The following is a 16672-nucleotide window of genomic DNA, read 5'->3' as shown; positions in this document are numbered from 1 at the left end:
CAAAGGTAGTCGTTACGACCGAATCGTTTCTACAAACGCGCGAATGCTCTCGGGCGACGTACCTTTTTCGGACAAGTGCCGGATGAACGCGCTACCCACAATGGCACCGTTCGCAAATTGACTGGCCATGTCGAAGGTCTCATGGTTGTTGATACCGAAGCCAATCAAACGCGGGTTACGCAGGTTCATGGCCTGAATCCGCTCAAAATACGTCTTCATCGTATCACTAACCCCTTTCACCGAGCCGGTGATGCTTGCCGACGAAACCATATAAATGAATCCGTCCGATTCGGCGTCGATGAATCGAATGCGTTCTTCGGTGGTTTGGGGCGTAATGAGGTGAACGTTCAGAATGCCGTATTGACGGAAGATCGGTGCGTATTCTTCCAGAAACAAATCCAGCGGAAGGTCGGGAAGAATAACACCATCCACACCCACTTCCTGACACTTCTGGCAGAAGTTTTCGACGCCAAATTGTAGTACAGGATTGATATAGCCCATCAGCAGAATGGGCACCGTAATGGGTTCGCCGTGGGTAGCGTTCCGGCAATCGGCCAGTTGGGCAAAAAGCGTTTTAATCGACATACCGTTGTCCAAGGCGACACCGTTGCTTTGCTGAATGGTTTCGCCATCGGCAACAGGGTCGGAGTAGGGCATACCAATTTCAACGATGTCTACCCCCGCAGCCTGTAAGCCCCGCAGAATGGTGGTGGTATCGTTCAGGCTCGGGTATCCGGCCGTAAAATATACGTTCAGCAGCCGTTCGCTTTTCTGCGCAAACAGGCTAGTGATGCGATTTTGAGTAAGTTCTTGGGTCATTGGTTATGTAAGAAGGACAGGGCCGCCTGTGCGCTGGTACTCCGTTTAGCCGTCAGGCTAACTTTGAGGATGTGCAAGAAACCTGACGGCTAAACGAACCGGGTCGTCGGTACAGTACTACAAAAACTTCGAGTACGTGCTTAAATCTTTATCGCCACGGCCGGATAGGCATACGACTACCACATCATTGGCGTTGAGGTTCATTTTCTCTAGTGCGGCCAGCGCGTGGGCTGTTTCCAGTGCCGGAATAATACCTTCGAGTTTGCTGAGCTGGAAACCGGCTTGCAGGGCTTCATCGTCCGTAATGGCATAAAAATCGCCCCGGCCCGATTCGAACAGGTGCGCGTGGAGCGGTCCAATGCCCGGATAATCCAGACCCGCCGAAATCGAATATGGCTCCGTTACCTGACCATCTTCCGTTTGCATCAGAATCGTACGGCTTCCGTGCAACACGCCGGGCTTACCCAGCGCCGTAGTCGCGGCCGAATGTCCCGTACTGATACCCTGACCAGCGGCTTCAGCCGCTACCAGCCGTACCGTTGGCTCGTTCAGGTAGTGGAAGAAGGCACCGGCAGCATTACTGCCTCCACCTACGCAGGCCACCATGTAATCGGGGTTTTCGCTACCTGTTTTCGCTAACAACTGCTTCTTCACTTCTTCGGAAATAACCGACTGGAAGCGGGCTACCATATCCGGGTAGGGGTGAGGACCCACCACCGAACCGATGATATAGTGCGTGTCGACGGGGTTGTTGATCCAGTGACGCATGGCTTCATTAGTAGCGTCTTTGAGGGTCTGGCTGCCCGACGTAGCCGGTACCACTTTGGCCCCCAGCATCCGCATCCGGTCGACATTGGGCTTCTGTCGCTCCATGTCGATGCTGCCCATGTACACAATGCACTCCAGGCCCATCAGGGCGCAAACGGTGGCCGTTGCCACGCCATGCTGACCGGCGCCCGTTTCGGCCACGATGCGCTTTTTGCCCAGCCGTTGCGCGACTAGAATCTGGCCGATGGTGTTGTTGATTTTGTGCGCGCCTGTATGGCAAAGGTCTTCGCGTTTGAGGTAGATGGTAGCCCCGATATGCGCCGACAGACGTTTGGCCAGAAACAACGGCGTTGGCCGGCCAACATACTCTTCGAGCAACTGCCAGAACTCTGCCTGAAACGCCGGGTCGGCGATGATGTTCAGGTAATTCTGCCGTAACTCTTCGACATTAGGGTAGAGCATTTCAGGAATGAACGCTCCACCGAAGTGGCCATAAAAGCCTTTATTTGATACCTCGAATGAGGTTTGTGGTTCAAGAGTGGTTTGCATGATACTCAATGCTTTAGTAAGCGTATTTTATCGGAAGAACGTCATCGTCTGAAGACATTGTCGTTTCCATTGACACTGTCGTTAAGTAATGTGGCAGAAAAGTTAGTTATTCAACATGCCCGTTTTTCCTGAAAAGCGTCATATCGAGGTTAGCAACGAACTCTTTAGCCGACTCCATTTTGGCTCGGGAAGCAGCTTCAACAGATTCATATTTACCCTTTTTAGTCATTTCCGGCGTATCTTTCGTTTTAAACCGGACTACTGGCTTTTTGCGTTCAGTCGTGCTCATCGTGAATGCTTTAGTTGAAATATGAAGGCTATATAAGGTCTGTTAGGCGCAAATTCCTCGTACGTATCTTCGGTAAGTTGGCCGTAAATGGCAAACATTTCGCTAGCCTGTTCCAGTTCTCTTGAAATAAGTGCTCTGTATAACCGGGTACGTATGCCTGTTTCGTCACTGCCTTTAAAGTAAACCAGCTTGTTTGGGTGTTTCTCGAAAAATGCCCGCATAGCCTTAAAAACAGTAGCAATAACTCGGTTCATATCCTGATTATTGCTGATAGCTAAGTCATTGGTTGTACCATCTTCATCAACATCAAGCAAGGCTAGATTATAAAAGATAGCATTTGCTGGAAAAGGACTAAACTCAATAGCTTTATGAATTACGTTCTGAGAACTAACACTGTCGAATGTAAAAGATAAAACATCACTACTTATCTGTAATGTATAGGCGGGCTCATTCATAAGCTCAAATATACTTATGAATAAAATAGGTTTATTTACTCCACCTCTTCCTCAATAGGCCGCAGCCGGTTGATGAGTTCCTTTACTTTCTCTACGTCCTTCACCCCCGGCGATGTTTCGACCTGGCTGTTTACGTCGACGCCGTAGAGCTTCATGCCTTTCAGCGCGGCCAGCTGGTCGAGGTTGTCAAGGCCGATGCCGCCACTGATGAAAAACGGCTTCTCGTTGTCGTAACGGCTTAAAATGCCCCAGTCGAAGGTGTGTCCGTTGCCGCCGGGTTGATCGCCTTTGGCGTCGAACAGGAAAAAGTCGCACTGAGCTTTGTAGTTGTTCAGCATGGAGAAGTTGAACGACTCATCGACCCGGAACGCTTTGATGATGTTGATGCCCCGGTTGCGAAGGCTCCGACAATAGTCAGGCGTTTCGTTGCCGTGTAATTGTACATACTGAAAGTCGTATTTCTTTACCGATCGCAGAATCAAATCCGGGCTGGCATTCACGAACACGCCCACCTTTCGAATCGAGCGGGGCAGCGACTTAACTAGTTCAGCATCTAACTCTTCGCCAACAAAGCGTGGGGACTGGTCGTAGAAGATGAATCCTACAAAGTCAGGGCCAAGGGCGGCAATCTCTTTCAGGTTGTCGGCATCGCGCAGACCGCACACTTTGATTTTCATGGCTGTACAAGTTAAATTGATAGCGTATTATTGATGGAGTATTGCGTAACTAAATCAGCGAGGGCTTTGGCCGGATCGTCCGTTTTCATGAATGCTTCACCGATCAGAAATCCGTCGAAGCCCGCCCGGAACAGCGTCAGCATGGTATCCGCATCGTGCAGCCCGCTTTCGGTGATCTTAGCGAAGGTGTCCGGAATCTTATCAATCAATCGCAGCGAGGTTTCGATGGAGGTTGTAAACGTTTTGAGGTCGCGGTTGTTAACGCCCACTAAGTCAATGTTGTAGTTCAGCGAGCGGTCGAGTTCTTCCTCGTCGTGTACTTCGAGTAGCACCTGCAGGCTCAGGTCGTGGGCCTGCATGCTGAGTTCAGTGACTTCTTCGGGTGTCAGGCAGGCAGCAATGAGCAATACCACATCGGCTCCCCAGGCTTTGGCTTCGATCAATTGGTATCGGTCAACGATAAAGTCTTTCCGAAGAATCGGCGTTCCGGGATTGGCCAATCGGGCGGCCTGTAAATCGGCGAGAGTACCGCCAAAAAACGGCTCGTCGGTTAGAACAGACAGCACGGCGGCTCCTGATGTTACGTAGCCCTGTGTGGTAGTAGCTACGTCGGCCCGGTCGTTGATGATTCCTTTGGAGGGCGACTTCCGTTTGAACTCAGCAATGATGCCCGTCGAGTGTAAATCCTGAATGGCATCCCGTGCCGACAGGGTTTCCCGTCGGAAGTCGGGCATTAGTTCCAGCGCCTGAATGGTGGTGGCGGCTTTGCGCTCGGCTACTTCGATGCGCTTCTGGGCAATTATCTGGTCAAGAATGGTCATGCTATTAACTTCTTAAAACACGCCAACGCCCGTTTACTTTCCAGCGACTCGCGGGCCATGGCAACGGCGTCTTCGCGGGTGTCGGCCTTACCGGCAGCCAGTAACGCCATCGCGGAGTTGGCTAACACGGCCTGCTTTTGGGCCGACGTGGATTCGTTGTTCAGTACGTTCAAAAATATCTGCGCCGACTCGTCCAATGTATGCCCGCCAGCCAGCGATTCGGAGGTTTGTCTGTCCAGTCCTAGGTCCTCTGGCTCAAGCACTTGCTCGGTCTTGTTGCTGATGACCTTGAAAGAACCCGTCAGCGAAATTTCATCGTACCCGTCGAGGGCGTGCAGAATCATAAACTGCTTATCAGTTTGTTGATAAAGGTACGCATATAATCGCGCCAATTCAAGATTAAACACGCCAACGAGCTGTTTTGCAGGCTTTGCCGGGTTGATCATCGGCCCCAGCACGTTGAAGAATGTTTTGACGCCCAGATCCCGACGGATGGGCGCTACATTCTTCATAGCCGGGTGAAACAATGGAGCGTGCAAAAAGCAAATTCCCGCCGTTTCCATTTTGCGCTGTAACTCGCCCGCATCGTTGGTAAACTGATACCCAAGTTTCTCCATCACCGTCGACGAACCCACCAGCGACGACACGCCGTGGTTCCCGTGCTTGGCTACACACTGGCCCGCCCCAGCCACTACAAACGACGACAGGGTTGAGATGTTGAACGTGTCTTTGCCGTCGCCCCCGGTGCCGCACAGGTCCATGGGGTCGTAGGCGTCGAGGTCGACCGGCAGGCAGAGTTCCAGCATGGCATCGCGGAACCCTTCCAGCTCCTCTAGCCGCAAACTCCGCATCATGTACACGGTCAGGAACGAGGCAATCTGTGCGGGGTTGTACTCGCCCCGGCCAATGCCCAGCAACACCTCCCGCGCCTGGTCCTTGGCGAGGTGTTTGTATTCAAATAAGTGGTTTAGAATGGCTTTCATAAGATTCCGTCTGGGCCAAGCTCCAGCTTGGCCACTGAATGGGAAATTTTACACAGGCCAAGCTGGAGCTTGGCCCAGACATCAAATGGCTAACCAGTTCTCCAGCATCTTCACGCCATTCTCGGTCAATACCGATTCGGGGTGGAATTGCAGGCCTTTGACGTCGAAACGTACATGCGATAAACCCATTACCCGGCCTTGCTCGTCGACGGCGGTGGTGCGGAGATCGGCGGGCATCGAGTCTGGAACAACGGTCCAGGAGTGATACCGGCCCACGGTCAGCTCCTCAGGGATGCCCGCGAAGAGCCGTTCCGAGCGGTCCGTAACGGTCGCTTTGTGGCCGACGCCATGCAGCACATCGCCCAGATTTTCCAGCGACGCGCCATACACTTCGCCGATCCCCTGATGCCCGAGGCAAATACCCAGAATGCTTTTCGTCGGGCCGTATTCGGCTACCAAGTCCTGCATAATACCCGCTTCGGACGGGATACCCGGCCCCGGCGACAGCATGATTTTGTCGTACTGCCCCACCGCGTCGAGGGCAATTTTATCATTCCGGATCACATCGGGCCGATGCCCCAACTCCCGCAGAATATACACGAGGTTGTAGGTGAATGAATCGTAGTTATCTAATACCAGGAGTTTCATTTTTTTAAGGAGTTGGGAGTTAAGATTGTACCTACGGACTTCAGTCCGTACATGGCAGTTGCATGATTTACGGACTGAAGTCCGTAGGTACAATCTTACTCCTGATACTATATCAGTTTCGCTTGCTCAATGGCTGTCCGTAAGGCGGCCAGTTTGTTGTGTACTTCCTGTAGTTCGCTTTCGACCACCGACTTGGCGACCACACCGGCACCGGCCTGGTAATAAAGCGTATTGTCTTTACTCATAAACGTCCGGATCATGATGCAGTGATTAAACTCACCATCGAAACCCATGTAGCCGATGCTGCCTGCGTAGAAGCTACGGCTGATGTTCTCGTATCGGTCGATCAACTGCATGGCGTTGTGCTTGGGGGCACCCGAGAGCGTTCCGGCCGGGAAGGTTTCGGCCACGATCTGGAGCGGGTCGGCGGTTTCGGTCAGGTCGCCAACGACTTTCGAAACAAGGTGAATGACGTGCGAATAATACTGCACTTCCTTGAAGGTCTCGACTTTCACCACATCGCAGTTACGACTCAGGTCGTTGCGAGCCAGGTCGACCAGCATCACGTGCTCGGCCGATTCTTTCGGGTCGTCGTAGAGTTTCTGAGCTAACTCGGCATCGTGAATATCGTCGCCGGTGCGCCGGAACGTTCCAGCAATGGGGTAGATGGTCGCTTTCCGGTCTTTAACGACAATCTGCGATTCGGGCGAGGAGCCGAATAGTTTGTAGTTGCCGTAATCGAAATAAAACAAATAAGGGGAGGGGTTCAGCGAGCGGAGGGCTCGGTATACGTTGAACTCGTCGCCGAGGAACGGGGTGGAGAACCGGCGGGACAACACGATCTGGAACACATCGCCCCGCTGGCAGTGGTCTTTCCCTTTCTGGATAACCGCCCGGAACTCATCGTCCGTAAAATTCGATTCTTCTGCCCCGGATGAGTTAAATGAGTAAGTTGGGTAGTTGCGGCCGGTGATCAGGTCGCTGATGTAATCCAGCGTGCTGTCGGCTTCGGTTTCGCCTTCGCGCAAGTAGCTGTGCTCAAACAAAAACAGCTCATCTTTGAAGTGGTTTATCGCCAATACGTACCGGTATACCGTGAAAACGGCGGCCGGAATCTGGTTCTCCGTCGGAACGGGCGCATGCAGGGAAATGTCTTCAAAACTCTGCACCGCCGGGTAACCGAAGTAGCCGAACAGGCCATTGGTGATGAACGGAAAGGGCGCTTTTTCGTGCTGGAAGCTGTCTTTGAATTGCTGAAGCGCGTCGAGCACATCGTGGACGGCCACCGAACTCGTCTGCTCCTCCTCGCCCGGCATCCGGACCGTCAACTGGCCCAGGTCATACGAGAAGCTGGAAACAGGGTCGAAAGCGATGTACGAAAAGCTATTGTCGTTACCGTGGTAATCCGAGCTTTCGAGCAGAATGCTGTTCAGGAACCGGTCGCGGATGCGCAAATAAATGCTTACCGGTGTGATGATGTCGGCCAGCATCCGTTTGTGGCGGCTGACAACGCGGTAGGTGGTTGGGGCTGTGAGGGTTGGCATTGGCTTTCTGTGGTTATAGGCAAAAAAATAAGGCTCACCGGGATGACGGTGAGCCTTTGTATATGTGTTGGTAAACAACAATAGTGGCAACCTCATCCCTGTTGAGAAGAGTGCCACCACCAAATCATGTTGTTAACCGAAGTATTCATGTCTTTTGTAAAATAGTCTGCCTAAGCGTTCGACTGTAAACTGGTAGTTGAAACTTGTGTCGAGGTGGCCTTGGCGGCCCCGCGGGATTCGAATCGAACCGGCGACCCGGCCACGATCTCTACTTCCCTATCCCAGCGCACTACCTTCTTTGTTTTGGTGTCGGGGTGGCGGGATTCGAACCCACGACCTCTACGTCCCGAACGTAGCGCGCTACCAGGCTGCGCTACACCCCGCCTTGCGGCCACAAATATAAAACCTTTGTTTTGTCCCGAACAAGACTAGCCTATTTTTTTCTGAATAAAAGTTGCCAGCTTATCCGGTACCTCCCACGGGAGCAGGTGCCCGGCGTGTTCTATCGTATTGAATGAGGCATTTTTCAGATAAGGCAAAACCATTTTATCCTGCACATCAGGTGGTAAGGCCCGATCCTCTTGGCCAACGATGATATGAACTGGAATGTCAATGGCTGACATTCGCTCCGAAATATCTTCTTTACTGCCTTCCAGCAACCACGCATCCCAGGCGGGTTTGGCGGTTCGTAAGTCATCCGCAATGATCTGCTCCCGAACGGCTGCTGGAACCGGAGCTTCAGTGATGTTCTTGAGGGTTTTTTCGGCCGATGACCGTTTTCCATGACCTGTTAGCAGCTTTTCACGCTCATCGTCGGGGATGGGTTCCGGTACGGGGGGCGAGGGCGACACCAGCACCAACGACCGAAGTCCGGCGGGTTGGCGGGCGGCTAACGCCAGTGCTACCTTGCCGCTCATCGAATGCCCAACCAGCACAAATTCCTGTACATGAAGCGAATCGATCAACGCCGAAATATCGTCAGTCATCGTATCGACCGAATAGCCCGTTGCCGGAGCATCCGAGTCGCCATGCCCGCGCAGGTCGACGGCCAGACATCGGTATTGCTCCGAAAGCTGGCTCATCACCGACTCCCATTCCAGCGCCGAACCACCGAAATAGTGCAAAAAGACTAAGGTTAATGAGCCGCTGCCCTGCTCCAGCACATTCAGGAGAACGCCGTTAATAGCATGTTTCATCAGACCTGAACTTTAAGCCGGGCAGGCCGGTCGGTTAATTCAAGTACCTCGCCATAGGGCACGACGGTGATTTGCCCAAACTCACTAAGCAAGTTCTTATAGGCCTCGGCTACCGGGCGCGGTTTTCGGTCGAGGTCGTACAGGCCGCACTCGTTGACGTGGTTGTTCAACTCGCCCAACTGCGAATCCCAGTCGATCTGGTCGATGAGGCTGTACCAGGTAAAACCCAATACAGGTACGCCATCCCGACGCATTTTCATCACCCCAACCCATTGTTTATAAAGCCAGATGGGTGCCTGATCAGCCTCGAATACATTGGTTTCGGTATGCATCACGGGCATGCGGTAGCGCTCGTAGTAGTCTTTGGTGATCTCGTACCAGCCAAGCACATCCATTGAGGTTCGAATAGACCCATCGGCCAACCGAATCCGTTCATTACGGCCATAGTAGTCGTTCCCCATCACCTGATAGCCCGGTGGCTTGCCAACCATGAACCAGTCATACTCTTCGCGGGTCATACCGTTGTCCAACAGGTACATGCCTACCGTTGCCGAGGGGGGATTAGCATAAAGCAAATCCAGCGACAAAAAGCGCAGCTCATTCTCCAGTGCTACCTGAGGTGAAGGCTTGGCGTATAGTTCGTGCGTAAATTCGGCACTTTCACTTTGCACGATCACGCAATCGTTCCGTCGTTTTGCAATCTGCTGATTGGCCATGATGCTGGCGGCAGCGCAGTGTTTAAGGGCCATAACAAACCCTTTATCCGTTTTGAGCTGCTCATTCCAGACGCCATCTTTCGCGCTGATTCGGGCGGTCACGTAAATCTCATTCACCGGTGTATAAAAGCGCACCCACGGGTAGCGGTCGGCCACCGCTGCAGCATAATCGGCGAAGTGAATGGGCAGTTCCGGGTTCTGGAAATTCTCGATCCAGTCCGGGACGCCAAAATGCATAAGGTCCAGAATGGGCGTAATTTTCAGTCGCTTAATTTCGCGCATGACATCATCGGCAAAGCTCCAGTCGAACTTGCCCGGTGCCTGGTGAATGCTGTAATAGGGGAGACCATAGCGGAGTACATTCAGTCCCAGTTCTTTAACGAGTCCCAGGTCTTCCTTCCAACGGTCGTAGTGCCCGCACTCGCGCAACTGATCCCGGCGTACTTTTCCCTTTTGAATAGTTGGGTACGAACATTCGATGCCCGTCGCGAACATAAAATTAGCCGGGTTGTCTTCGGGCGGTCCGCTGCCGTCGTGGCCACCGGCCCCGCCAAACTGGTCGCCGTCGTAATTGCCGTCGCCGTATTTTTTCTTTATGATGTCGAGAAATCCTGTTTTTGCCATTTGTTCTGCAGGCGTTGATGATAAGTGCCCGCTTTATAATGCTGATTGCGGGTTTCTACCCGCGTTACTTAAAAACTTATCCGCCGTTCGCAACGCTACCGCCATGATGGTTAGGGCCGGATTCACGCTCAAAGCGCTGGGAAACGTTGAATTGTCACTGATGTATAAATTCGGAATATCGAACGACTGGCCGTTGGCGTTGACGACGGCCGTTTCGGGGTCGTTGCCCATGCGGCAGGTGCCAATCACGTGGGCGTTTCGTTGAAAAGCCCATATGTTTCTGGCGCCCGCAGCGGTCCAAATGTCGCGCATGATCTTGTCGGCGTGGGCGGTCATTCGTTTTTCGTTTTCGCCGTTGGTGAAGTAGATACGCGGTTTGGGTAAACCACGGATGTCGTTCTCGTCCGATAATTCCAGGTAATTATGGTCGTGGGGCAGGCAGTCGCCAAGGATGTTAATACCCGCCACATGGTTGTAGGCCAGAGCCGCCCGTTTCAGCTCCTGCCCCCACAAACCCCGTCCCCTCGCCATTTGAGTCATATAGGTGACAGGCATTACACCAATTGACTGAAGTAGGTATCCACCCGCAAAGTCTGCTTGTTTTGGCCGATGAGTATCTTCCGAGATCAATGCGCCGGGGATGCCTTTGTAGGGCCGAACATCTTCGTCAAATTCGCCCCAGATTTGCAGGCCGGGGTGGGCCATCACGTTTCGGCCAACCTGACCACTGCTGTTCGCCAGCCCGTTCAGCAACAGAAGTCGAGCCGTTTCGATGGTGCCCGCGCAAAGGAACACATATCGGCATCGCTGCCGCACCTCCTGCCCGTTATGTACATAAACGACTTCGCTGATGGTGCCGGACGCTGATTTTACCAACTGCGTGACGAAGCATTCCGGCCGGATTTCGGCTCCAAAATGAACGGCCAGCGGCAGATAGGTAACGTCCATGCTGGCCTTAGCCCCTATGTTACACCCTGCCTGGCAAAAGCCCCGATTCGTGCAGGCATGCCGGTGACCAACGCCTTCCTGATAATACCCCGCTGACAAAGCCGCATTAGCCGCCGGAGATGTTTTGATGCCCACGGCTTTACAACCTCGTTCCATCAGCTGACCGGCACCATTGACGGGTAGTGGGCCAAGCGCATAAGAACGTTTTCGGGATGGTCCCCAAGGGTAAGCGGAAGGCCCCGAAACGCCCAGAAACTGCTCGACCTCTTCGTAATACGGTTCGATCTGGTCGAAACCAATCGGCCAGTCGACGCCAACGCCGAAATCGGTATGAAGTTGAAAATCATCGGGTTGGGCGCGGGGGGTGTAGGCCGTATAGTGGAGTGTAGAGCCGCCAACACCGGTTCCTGAGTTATTGCTGCCGAAGGGTAGAGGGTCATTCCCGGCGCTGAGCCGTTCGTCGTTCCAGAACAGCTTTTCCTGTGCTTTTTCGTCGGTAGCGAAATCGCGCGCCGGGTTCCAGTGTTTACCGGCTTCGAGGGCTACGACGCTTAATCCCGCTTTCGCGAGCCGGGCCAGGAGAGGGGCTCCACCGGCTCCGGTGCCAATAATGACTGCGTCAACGGTTTCTGTAGTTGAGTACGTTTTCATAGGGTGGGTTCGCGGTCTTCCAACTGGTTCAGGCCAATACGTTGCCAGCCTGGTACATCGGCCATACCGACATAGCCGATCTCTTCCTGGGCGAGGGGGTGGCTGTAATAGTTCTCAGCGGCTTCGGTGAGTAATTCCTCAAAAAAGCGGTCGGCGGGAAGTTGTTGCCAGATCTGGCCCGGTGCCTCATTCTTTTGAACGGCTCCAAGAAGAATATCCTGCTGTTCGGTTGATAAGCTTCGAAAGGGCTGGCCAAATCGTATCAGCGCACTTTCGTCGATAGCTTTGAGTCCGAGTTTATAGGCGTCGCCGTCAGCAGGCATAACATCGTAGCGCCAGCCGTCAGATTTCTGCTGGCTCAGGCGTTCGTCGATATTGCCTGCTATGTCGACCAATTCGGTATGGTCGTCCTGTGGAATAAGTCGCCTGCAAATAGCCTGCAGAAGGTCACATTCCTGAACCGTAAAAAACGTTGGCGGGTGCGACGGAGCGTCCAATCGCTCTGTCAAAACCTGACGCGTGGCATCCGTAACCTGATCAGTTTTGAGCAGGTCACGCACCGTATTAGGCGGGTAATGGGTCATAGTAAGCTGGCACGGAGTAAGCTGGCGCAGGTATTTACCTGTGCCTTTTTATGAAGTCAGCATTCGCTGACGCAGAGGCATGTATATTTTTTCAGTCAGCGAATGCAAATGAACGTACCCACGGGCTTCAGCCCGTGTTTCTCAGTTTATGAAACACGGGCTGAAGCCCGTGGGTACGTTTTATCCCAATTTCCCACCTGTTACTTCCACAATGCTGCCGGTCATGAAGCTGCCTTCGCTGGAGGCTAGCAGGACGTAGGCGGGGGCCAGTTCTTCGGGTTGACCGGGACGGGCGAGGGCTACCTCATGACCGAAGTTTTTGACTTCGTCTTCGGGCATAGTAGCGGGAATATTGGGCGTCCAAACGGGACCGGGCGCTACACAGTTGACACGGATATTGCGCTTGCCTAACTGAATCGCAAGTGATTTGGTGAATGCATGAATAGCTCCTTTCGTAGCGGTATAATCGACCAGAATAGGGTTGCCGACAATGCCGACGATACTGCCGGTGTTCACAATGGCGTCGCCTTCGTGCAGATGCGGCAGGGCGGCCTGCGCCATAAAGAAATACGCCAGAATATTGGTATCGAAGGTGCGACGGAGCTGCTCTTCGGTAATGTCTTCCAGTTTCTCCTGCGCCATCTGAAAAGCCGCATTGTTGACCAGAATATTCAGTTTGCCGTATTTATCGACCGTTTGCTGAACGGCGTCTTTACAGGCGGCTGAACTGCGAACATCGGCCTGAATGACCAGACATGAGCGGCCTTTACTTTCGACCATGCGCTTCGTGTACTTGGCATCGTCGGTGTTTTCGTTGTAAACGATGGCGACGTCGGCCCCTTCCATCGCAAAAGCAATGGCCACCGCCCGCCCGATTCCCGAATCGGCTCCGGTAATGATGGCTACTTTGTCGATAAGCTTACCGGCGGGTTTATAGTTGGAAAGGTCGCTGTCTGGGGCCGGGTTCATATCCGACTGACGGGCCGGATAGGGTAGTTGCTGGCCGGGGATCTCTGTCGAGTCCGGCCGAAATTCAGTTGTTTCCATAAGATCGTCGAGTGTCACGCTGTCAATCAGGTTAGTGGCCTGATTAGGCATGTTGACATAAACGGACGTTCAATGGTTTTGTTATGAGGCACAAAAAAAGAGCCTTCTTAATTGAAGGCTCCCGTTTGTTTTGGGTTGATGCTATTCTATAAACTCATCATGCCAACCTGAATGGTTTTGTTGCCGTCCAGATTAAAGGTGCACTGGTCGAAGGTGGGTGGCCCCATGAGCATGGTTACGTTCGAGAAGCCGAATGGCTCGGCAGGCATCTGACCCGAAAAGTCCATTTTCTTGTTGTCGTTCAGATCCTGATAAATCCGAACAGCATAACGGCCGGCTGGAATGCCTTCGAAATTTACGGTAATATCTCCCGAAGCAGATACGTCCGCTACAGCGGTTGCTTTCGACTCCCCGTTAAATGTTTCGGCATTGTTGGCCAGGCCCACGTACAGCTTGCCTGAACGGTTTTCTATGCCCGAAACTACAACCGTGAGTTTATAGGTAGCCGTTGTTGCGGATGTTGACGTGGTAGGTGTTGTCTGCTGAGCCAGACAAGGTTTAGTCATGTTACCAATGAATAAGGCGAGAGCGAAAAGGCTGGTGATGATCGTTTTCATAATTGACAGTAGAAACGTTTATGGCTGTTGCCGTTTGTTTGACAGCACAAACATAGGGACCAATCTAACCCGCCAAAAACGAATGGGACGAATAGCACGATTGCGGTATGAATGACAAGTTTTGGGACGAATAGACAACAACATGGGACGGCGGAAAACGTAATCTAGCCCAGATTCAGCGTCAGGTTGCCGTTTTTGTTGTACTGAATTTCTTCTTCGGCCAGCATTTGTTTCACTGTTTTGGCGAGGGTATCGGCGTCCATCTGGGCAAAATAATGCGACAGTTGTTTGGGCGATACACCGGGACCATTCGCCAGCGCCACGTAATCGCGAACCTGTTCACGTACCGCAGACAAAGATGCTTCGGCCTTTTTCTTCTTTTTGATGCAGTTGTCGCAAATGCCGCAGGCCTCGCCCGGTTTCTCGCCGAAGTAAGCTTGCAGAAGTCGGGTGCGGCACTGGGTCGGGTGTTCGGTGTACAGAATGGCAGCCTGTACCTTGCGCATCGCCAGCTCTTTCCGGCGGGCTAACTCCTGAAAGTTAATGGGTAGCGAGGCCGCATCGTAGCGGGGTGTCAGAAAGGTGAGTTGGGGTTTGTCTTTCTGCTTTTCATAAATAACCACATTTCGCTCGTGCAGTTGCTGAAGCAGGACTTCGATTTCGGGTTGATTGATGAGGAACGTCCGCGCCAGCGTCGACTCCGAGATGGTGATGAAATCGGTGAACAGTTCGCCCCCGTATATCCGCAGCAACAATTTCAGGAACGAATCGAAGCGAGGGTGCAGCACCTGAAACTCGTACAACTGCCGGTTATCCAGCACAATCGTCAGCCGGGAGGGATGGTAATAGTTTTCGTTCAGCTGAATGAATCCTTCGAGCTGAAGCTGTTTAAGGGCATAGTGTGTTTCCTGCGGGGGCAGTTTAAACGTACTGGCAAACGCACTCAGGTCGAAATCGTAGCTGTTAAATTCGCCCCCGCCAACGGGTACGGCGGCATAATTGGCAATGGCCTGATATACCCGGCGCAGCATCTCAACGGGCTGATAAAGCTGCTCGGTCCGGAAGGTCAGGTTTTCGAGGTCGCCAGCGGTGTATAACATCACAGCGTAGGCTTTTTGCCCATCGCGCCCGGCCCGACCCGCTTCCTGATAATACGCTTCGAGCGAATCGGGTACGTCGAGGTGAACCACCACCCGAACGTCGGGTTTGTCGATGCCCATCCCGAAGGCGTTGGTGGCAACTACCACCCGCGTGCGGTTCTGAATCCAGGCGTCCTGTTTTTCGGCCCGTTGCTGGGTAGTAAGCCCGGCATGGTAGAAATCGGCAGAAATGCCCTGCCTGACGAGCCATTGGGCTACGTTCTGGGTTTGTTTCCGGCTGCGAACGTAGACAATGGCGCAACCCGGTACATTTTGCAGAACCCGCAACAGCCGGGCTTCTTTGTTCTCTTCCAGCACGGCCGAATACGACAGATTGGCCCGTGCAAACGATTGCCTGAATACCTGTGGGGTTTTTAAGGCCAGTTTTTCAACGATATCCGTTTGCACATCTGGCGTGGCCGACGCGGTGAGGGCAATAACCGGCGTATCGGGAATTAACTCCCGAAACTCGGCGATTTGCAGGTAAGGTGGCCGGAAATCGTATCCCCAGGCCGAAATACAGTGTGCCTCGTCGACGGCCAGCAGGCAAACGGTCATCTGTTTAACCCGCTCAATGACCAGTTCGGTACGCAGCCGTTCGGGCGACACGTAGAGAAATTTGGTATTGCCATAAATGCAGTTGTCGAGGGCGGTATCTATTTCCCGATAATGCATGCCGGAGTAGATGGCCGCTGCCGGAATACCCCGTCGGCGAAGTTGCTCCACCTGGTCTTTCATCAGGGCAATGAGGGGCGTCACAACAATGCAAACGCCTTTCATAGCCAGCGTAGGCACCTGAAAGCAAATCGACTTACCCCCGCCGGTGGGCATCAGTACCAGCGAATCCTGCCGGGCCAGCACGGTATTGACCACATCTTCCTGCATGGGCCGGAAGTTGGTGTATCCCCAAAATTGCTGTAAAATCTGCCGGATGGTCAATGTATTACGAGTTTACGGTACCTGCCAGATGGGTAGTCGGTCTGGTTAAGGATGTCTTTATAAATAATGCGGGCAATGCTGCAAATTTACGGCGGGGAAAAGACAAATTGGATGACTATTGGGTTTAGCTTATAAACAAAGACATGAACAGTAACGAATAGGGCAATGATTCAAAAAGTTATCAAGACGGATGAAGAGTGGCGGCAGCTACTAACACCGGAACAATACCGGGTAGCGCGCGGCAAGGGAACCGAGCGGGCATTTTCGGGCGAGTACTGCGAAGCGCATGACCCCGGTCTCTATGCCTGCGTATGCTGTGGTACAGAACTGTTCGAATCGACAACCAAGTTTGAGTCGGGAACGGGCTGGCCCAGTTTTACCGAACCTATTGAACAGGAGCGTATTCGTCTGGAAAAAGATTATAGCCACGGTATGTCGCGGGTTGAAGTATTATGCAACATTTGCGATGCTCACCTAGGGCATGTGTTCAACGATGGTCCTCCACCGGGCGGCCTGCGTTACTGCCTAAACTCAGTATCGCTGGTACTTAAGCGAGCCGCCGACGCTGAATAAGCGCATTGGTAGTACAGACGAGTTGTTGAGAGGAAGAATTCATAGCTCAGGAGCCGTTAGGTCATATATGCGTCTTTTTGTTGCC

Annotated in this window: 17 protein-coding genes and 1 tRNA gene; 1 reads left to right on the top strand and 17 read right to left on the bottom strand. The window is 52.9% G+C overall.

The window, feature by feature from the left end:
- Nucleotides 1–12: 12 nt before the first annotated feature.
- The 17 genes from trpA to NT073_RS01960 all read right to left on the bottom strand — a co-directional run bounded on the left by trpA (nt 13) and on the right by NT073_RS01960 (nt 16014).
- The gene (gene trpA, locus NT073_RS02040; protein ID WP_297368026.1) at nt 13–819 is read right to left on the bottom strand and encodes a tryptophan synthase subunit alpha; all 807 of its coding nucleotides are present in this window, start codon (nt 817–819) and stop codon (nt 13–15) included.
- Nucleotides 820–936: 117 nt separating this feature from the next.
- Entirely contained in the window at nt 937–2136 is a 1200-nt protein-coding gene (gene trpB / locus NT073_RS02035; protein WP_297368023.1) for a tryptophan synthase subunit beta, read from the bottom strand.
- A gap of 106 nt (nt 2137–2242) precedes the next feature.
- Nucleotides 2243–2425, bottom strand: a complete 183-nt coding sequence (locus tag NT073_RS02030) for a hypothetical protein (RefSeq protein ID WP_297368020.1) — start codon at nt 2423–2425, stop codon at nt 2243–2245.
- Nucleotides 2422–2880: a hypothetical protein gene (locus NT073_RS02025; protein ID WP_297368017.1), complete on the bottom strand. Its 459-nt coding sequence runs from the start codon at nt 2878–2880 to the stop codon at nt 2422–2424. Before NT073_RS02025 ends, NT073_RS02030 begins: the two co-directional genes overlap by 4 nt.
- Before the next feature lie 35 nt (nt 2881–2915).
- Nucleotides 2916–3557, bottom strand: a complete 642-nt coding sequence (locus NT073_RS02020) for a phosphoribosylanthranilate isomerase (RefSeq protein WP_297368014.1) — start codon at nt 3555–3557, stop codon at nt 2916–2918.
- 11 nt (nt 3558–3568) lie between these two features.
- Nucleotides 3569–4378 carry an indole-3-glycerol phosphate synthase TrpC gene (gene trpC, locus NT073_RS02015; protein ID WP_297368011.1) on the bottom strand — a complete coding sequence of 270 codons (810 nt, stop codon included), beginning with the start codon at nt 4376–4378 and terminating at the stop codon, nt 3569–3571.
- The gene (gene trpD / locus NT073_RS02010; protein WP_297368008.1) at nt 4375–5361 is read right to left on the bottom strand and encodes an anthranilate phosphoribosyltransferase; all 987 of its coding nucleotides are present in this window, start codon (nt 5359–5361) and stop codon (nt 4375–4377) included. Before trpD ends, trpC begins: the two co-directional genes overlap by 4 nt.
- Before the next feature lie 81 nt (nt 5362–5442).
- Nucleotides 5443–6009, bottom strand: a complete 567-nt coding sequence (locus NT073_RS02005; protein WP_297368005.1) for an aminodeoxychorismate/anthranilate synthase component II — start codon at nt 6007–6009, stop codon at nt 5443–5445.
- Between the two features lie 107 nt (nt 6010–6116).
- Nucleotides 6117–7553 (bottom strand): anthranilate synthase component I family protein, encoded by a 1437-nt coding sequence (locus NT073_RS02000; RefSeq protein ID WP_297368002.1) that lies wholly within the window; start codon nt 7551–7553, stop codon nt 6117–6119.
- 309 nt (nt 7554–7862) lie between these two features.
- Nucleotides 7863–7936: transfer RNA gene (locus NT073_RS01995), tRNA-Pro, on the bottom strand.
- 45 nt (nt 7937–7981) lie between these two features.
- On the bottom strand, nt 7982–8749 hold the full coding sequence (locus tag NT073_RS01990; RefSeq protein WP_297367999.1) for an alpha/beta hydrolase: 768 nt from the start codon (nt 8747–8749) through the stop codon (nt 7982–7984).
- A complete protein-coding gene (locus tag NT073_RS01985; RefSeq protein ID WP_297367997.1) occupies nt 8749–10089 on the bottom strand; it encodes a family 1 glycosylhydrolase in 1341 nt (446 codons plus the stop codon). Before NT073_RS01985 ends, NT073_RS01990 begins: the two co-directional genes overlap by 1 nt.
- A gap of 33 nt (nt 10090–10122) precedes the next feature.
- Nucleotides 10123–11688, bottom strand: a complete 1566-nt coding sequence (locus NT073_RS01980; RefSeq protein ID WP_297367993.1) for a GMC family oxidoreductase — start codon at nt 11686–11688, stop codon at nt 10123–10125.
- Nucleotides 11685–12272, bottom strand: a complete 588-nt coding sequence (locus NT073_RS01975; RefSeq protein WP_297367990.1) for a gluconate 2-dehydrogenase subunit 3 family protein — start codon at nt 12270–12272, stop codon at nt 11685–11687. Before NT073_RS01975 ends, NT073_RS01980 begins: the two co-directional genes overlap by 4 nt.
- A gap of 180 nt (nt 12273–12452) precedes the next feature.
- A complete protein-coding gene (locus NT073_RS01970) occupies nt 12453–13319 on the bottom strand; it encodes an SDR family oxidoreductase (protein ID WP_297368138.1) in 867 nt (288 codons plus the stop codon).
- Between the two features lie 146 nt (nt 13320–13465).
- Entirely contained in the window at nt 13466–13936 is a 471-nt protein-coding gene (locus NT073_RS01965) for a DUF2141 domain-containing protein (protein WP_297367987.1), read from the bottom strand.
- Nucleotides 13937–14100: 164 nt separating this feature from the next.
- Nucleotides 14101–16014 carry an ATP-dependent DNA helicase RecQ gene (locus NT073_RS01960; RefSeq protein ID WP_297367984.1) on the bottom strand — a complete coding sequence of 638 codons (1914 nt, stop codon included), beginning with the start codon at nt 16012–16014 and terminating at the stop codon, nt 14101–14103.
- Between the two features lie 165 nt (nt 16015–16179).
- On the opposite strand from NT073_RS01960, the gene msrB reads away from it, so the two are divergent.
- Entirely contained in the window at nt 16180–16587 is a 408-nt protein-coding gene (msrB, locus tag NT073_RS01955) for a peptide-methionine (R)-S-oxide reductase MsrB (protein ID WP_297367981.1), read from the top strand.
- Nucleotides 16588–16672 lie beyond the last annotated feature (85 nt).

Source organism: Spirosoma sp. (assembly GCF_026391055.1).
In the GTDB taxonomy this organism is placed as follows: Bacteria; Bacteroidota; Bacteroidia; order Cytophagales; family Spirosomataceae; genus Spirosoma.
Note: the sequence above shows the minus strand (reverse complement) of the source record. Positions and strands in the feature narration are given on the sequence as shown.